Source organism: bacterium (assembly GCA_029210545.1).
Lineage (GTDB): Bacteria > BMS3Abin14 > BMS3Abin14 > BMS3Abin14 > BMS3Abin14 > JARGFV01.
In genome coordinates this window covers 1-4,125 of record JARGFV010000170.1, presented here as the reverse complement: position 1 = coordinate 4,125, position 4,125 = coordinate 1, and the positions used below count along the sequence as shown (strand labels likewise).

Here is a 4,125-nt window from a genome sequence, read left to right as displayed (position 1 = left end):
TGAGGAAAGGGAAAACCACGCTTTTCCCTTTCCGTGGAGCGAAAAGTCCCGGATTGGACTTTTTGCGACTCTATCAAACTTGCTCCGTGAACCGTGAACCGTGAACCGTGAACTTTCGCGAGGAGTGCGTTATGCTTGAAGTCGACGTTGTCGACGCGACCGCCCGGCTGAACCTGGCCAGGTCCATGAAAGGGTACAATCGGCCCTTTGACGTCATCGGGACCTACAGGCTCATCGATGACGGCGAGAGGCCGGAGGCCACAGTGATGCTCCGTGCCGGGGACCAGGAGATGCACGAAGCCGGCATCGGGGTCGGGCCCGTGGACGCCCTCGCCAATGTGCTCAAAAAATCGCTGGGGCGTCTTTTCCCCGATCTGCTCAACGTCCGGCTGGTGGATTTCGAGGTGCGCCTCATCCAGGGGACCATCGGCACCTCGGCCCAGGTGGCGGTAAGCATCGTCTTCTCGGACGGCAGCAACCTGTGGCGTGTCTCTTCGGCGGACGACAACATCAACCTCGCCTCCTTCCGGGCGCTCCTCGACGGGTACGAGTACGCGGTCTATCTTTGGGACAGTGGAAAGGGAGGGGGGAAGAGGGAGAAGAGGAAAACCAAGGTCCACCCTTCGACAGGCTCAGGGCGGGGAAGTCCAAAGGCCAAAGGGAAGAGGAAAGGGAAGACCTAGACCTGGACCTGGACCTGGAACAAGAACTGGACCTGATCCAGACAGCTTTGGTCGCTATCTTGCACAGCATTCTGCATGAAGACGGTCGACAGGATCAACAGATTTGAGGATCTGATCGTTTGGCAGAAATCTCTACAGATAACAAAGAAGATGGATTCGCAAAAAGTCCATCAACGCACCCCGCGTGGGGTGCCCAAATCAATGACCCGCATCGTAAGTCATTGATTTGTAAGGAAAGGGAAAACCACGCTTTTCCCTTTCCGTGGAGCGAAAAGTCCCGGATTGGACTTTTTGCGACCCTATCAAAGAAGATATTCCTCCTTTCCACGACGGGTCGCTTATCCCATAACTACACACTCAGGAACCAGATCCAAAGAGCCTCTTTGTCCGTAATTTCAAATATTACCGAGGGGTTTGGAAGGCACGGAAAACAGGATTTCAGGTATTTTCTGTCAATCGCGAACGGTTCAGCCAATGAGGTAAGAGCACAATTACACCTGATAAAAGAGTTGGCTTATGTCGCTCCTTCGGAAGTGGACGAACTCATCGATCTGTTTAATGAAGTGAGCAGAATGATAAAAGGGTTGAGAAATAGCATCAGGACTTGATCGGAATACAGATGGAGTTCTTGCCCAACGATGCATTGTGAAGGACCAGGACCAGGACTCACCTATGAACCTTACCCGTATCGTCACCCACGATGACCTGGACGGTGTCGTCAGCGCCGCCCTCGTTTCCCTGGCCCTTTCCATCGACCGTTTTTTTTTCGCCGGTCCTGTGAACGTACAGACAGGCCGGGCTGCGACCACGGAAAGTGACGTGGTGTGCGACCTGCCCTGCCCTGTGCGGGTGGGCATGTGGTTCGACCATCATCCCGGGAACCTGGAGGACCTGCGCCTCCGCGACATCGATCCGGATTCCATTCCCGGAAAATTCTCCGCCCAACCCTCCTGCGCCCGGGTGGTATTCGAGCACTTCAGGCAGGACATCGAGTTCCCGGAGTTCATGGCCGAGACGGTGACGCGAACCGACCGGATCGACTCCTTTGACTACCGGACCATGGCCGAGTGGCGGGAGCCCACCCCGGAGCGTAAACTTTCGGACTCCATGTTCGCGGCCTTTTCCGAAAAGCACGGCTACTACCCCTACTTGGAGAAGGTCCTGCGAATGCTCCGATCCGGAACAATGGAGGAGGCCGTGGCTGATCCCGAGGTGGCGGCCCGGGTTCACCAGTACCATCTGGGCGAAGAGAAGAGCCTTGTCCTTTTCCGGCAGGATTCGGCTTTTCACACCGATGATCCGGAGCACGAGATCGTCATCGTGGACCTTACCCGCCACAACCGCAAACCGGAGGTGATCCGCTCGGCGGCCTTTATCACCCATCCGGAGGCCAGGGCGGTCCTGTTGATCGGGAACGCCTTTTCCGGGGGGCGGAAGACCAACAACCTGTCCTTTTCCATGTCCCTGTCCTTTCTCATGAACCGCGTTGAACACGGGAAAGATATCGGTGAGATCATGCGGGAACTCAACATCGGCGACGGGCACCGTGGCGCTGCGGGCGGGCGCGTCGATTGCCGCAGCAAGGACGAAATGCTGAAAACAAAAGAAGCCACTATCGGCAGGATAATTCAGCTTTGGAAGGGGATGTAGGGTGTGCTCTTACTGGTGAAACGTGAAAAGTGAAACGTGAACGGTTTTACGATTCACCTTTGATAGAGTCGCAAAAAGTCCAATCCGGGACTTTTCGCTCCACGGAAAGGGAAAAGCGTCGTTTTCCCTTTCCTTACAAATCAATGATTTACGGTGTGAGTCATTGATTTGGGCGCCCCGCTCGGGGCGCGTTGATGGACTTTTTGCGAGTCCATCACCTTTCACGGTTCACGATTCACTCGTGTTAAGGAGAGATATGGACATGCCAAAGATCGATATCAAGGAAACCCCCGCTCTCACGGTGGCCTCTCTTGAATCAACCGGCTCCTTCGACGAGGTGGGCCGGGTATTCATGGAGCTGTTTCGCTGGGTCCTGGTGAGCGGAGGCAAGGTAGCCTCCTATCCCATGGCCCTGTTCCCCTCTCCCCCGGACCAGGTGCCGGCCGAGGGCGTGCGCTTCGAGGCGTGCATCCCCATTGACCCTGCCGCCGCTCTGAAACCGGGAGACGGTGTCGCCATCCGGCAACTGCCGGCCGCCACTGTCGCCTTTGTGCGTCATCATGGAGGGTACGGCAAGGTAGGACTCGCCTACGACCGCATCCTGACCTGGGCGGCCCAGGCCGGATACGAGGTGGCTGGCCCAAGCAGGGAACTCTACCTGACAAACCCGATGCAGACTGAGGAAGGGGACCTGGTCACGGAAATTCAGGTTCCGGTTAGAAAGTCAGCTTGAATTTCCGTGGCACGAGACACGGAGAACTAAATTAACCTATATTATAAACGGTGGTGCCCACTTATATGATTATCACGGGGAAGGGGAGACACGGGGAAGATCTGAGGCTGAACGACGAGGCGACTGGAGGAGCAGCGATCCCCCCGTCGTCATTCCGGAAAACACACCGCAGGCGTGGTTATCCGGAATCCAGGGGAAGTACAAAGACCGAAATACGAAGGTGTGTCTTTTCTCCGCACTTCGGTCTTTGCCTGCCCTGAGCCCGTCGATGGGCTCAGGGTACTATCTAGACTCTGGCCCCTTGAGCCCTGCCCCTTGAACCTGGTCCCTTTGACTCTGGACCGCTTCTTTCCTCCGGCCATCGGACTCTGGACTGCCTAATCCCCCGTCAGGAAATTTCCTTTCACGTCACCGCTTCTCCCCGGCCCCGCGCCTGATGTATTGTCTCCCTCTCGCCCCCTCGCCCTCTCTCCCCATCCCGGGTTCCGGCAAACGCCGCTTTACGGACCAGGGAGCTTGCGCTAAAATCAGAAGCGCTGTCAGTTGAATGCGGAGGTGATGTGATGAGGACCCTTATAATAACGATCATGGCCCTTGTGCTGGCGTTTGCCGGGACTGTATACGCCGACCCCGACAACTTCGGGGGCAACGGCAACGGGTGGTCTGCCGAATCCAGTTTCGGTGTCGATTACTACCAGCACAAGAACACCGATACCCACACCAAGAACTTCGACTCCAGCCAGGGCGCCGGCAAGAGGTTCAGTCAGCCCGGAAATGCCGAGGGGAAGGCCAGCGGCAGCTCGGTGATCCTGGAAGACCCCATGCACCCTGGGACACAAATACTTCCGGGGTCCAACGGAAAGTGAGTTCCACCCGAAAGTATTTGTGTGTGAAATTTCAGATACGTTTTCTCAGACCCCTTTCCATTGACACCTCTCCAGAGGCGTGGTAGTTAACCCCTTTCTCCAGGAGGCAGCCATGAATTGATGGACTCGCAAAAAGTCCATCAACGCGCCCCGCGCGGGGCGCCCAAATCAATGACTCACTCCGTAAGTCATT

The 4,125-nt window shown here is 56.4% G+C and carries 5 protein-coding genes; all 5 read left to right on the top strand.

Annotation, left to right across the window (positions count from 1 at the left end; all coding sequences use genetic code 11):
* Nucleotides 1–131 precede the first annotated feature (131 nt).
* The 5 genes from P1S46_11910 (at nt 132) to P1S46_11890 (ending at nt 3,932) form a co-directional block, all read left to right on the top strand.
* Entirely contained in the window at nt 132–683 is a 552-nt protein-coding gene (locus P1S46_11910; protein ID MDF1537174.1) for an alpha-isopropylmalate synthase regulatory domain-containing protein, read from the top strand.
* A 119-nt stretch (nt 684–802) separates the two neighbouring features.
* Entirely contained in the window at nt 803–1,291 is a 489-nt protein-coding gene (locus P1S46_11905) for a four helix bundle protein (GenBank protein MDF1537173.1), read from the top strand.
* Nucleotides 1,292–1,355: 64 nt separating this feature from the next.
* Entirely contained in the window at nt 1,356–2,333 is a 978-nt protein-coding gene (locus tag P1S46_11900; GenBank protein MDF1537172.1) for a hypothetical protein, read from the top strand.
* A 262-nt stretch (nt 2,334–2,595) separates the two neighbouring features.
* Nucleotides 2,596–3,066, top strand: a complete 471-nt coding sequence (locus P1S46_11895) for a GyrI-like domain-containing protein (protein ID MDF1537171.1) — start codon at nt 2,596–2,598, stop codon at nt 3,064–3,066.
* A 563-nt stretch (nt 3,067–3,629) separates the two neighbouring features.
* The gene (locus P1S46_11890; GenBank protein MDF1537170.1) at nt 3,630–3,932 is read left to right on the top strand and encodes a hypothetical protein; all 303 of its coding nucleotides are present in this window, start codon (nt 3,630–3,632) and stop codon (nt 3,930–3,932) included.
* Nucleotides 3,933–4,125: the final 193 nt, after the last annotated feature.

What these genes read in the sequence shown, in the direction of transcription:
- P1S46_11910 (MDF1537174.1), top strand. Translation starts at nt 132, where the DNA reads ATGCTTGAAGTCGACGTTGTCGACGCGACCGCCCGGCTGAACCTGGCC.
- P1S46_11900 (MDF1537172.1), top strand. Translation starts at nt 1,356, where the DNA reads ATGAACCTTACCCGTATCGTCACCCACGATGACCTGGACGGTGTCGTC.
- P1S46_11895 (MDF1537171.1), top strand. Translation starts at nt 2,596, where the DNA reads ATGCCAAAGATCGATATCAAGGAAACCCCCGCTCTCACGGTGGCCTCT.
- P1S46_11890 (MDF1537170.1), top strand. Translation starts at nt 3,630, where the DNA reads ATGAGGACCCTTATAATAACGATCATGGCCCTTGTGCTGGCGTTTGCC.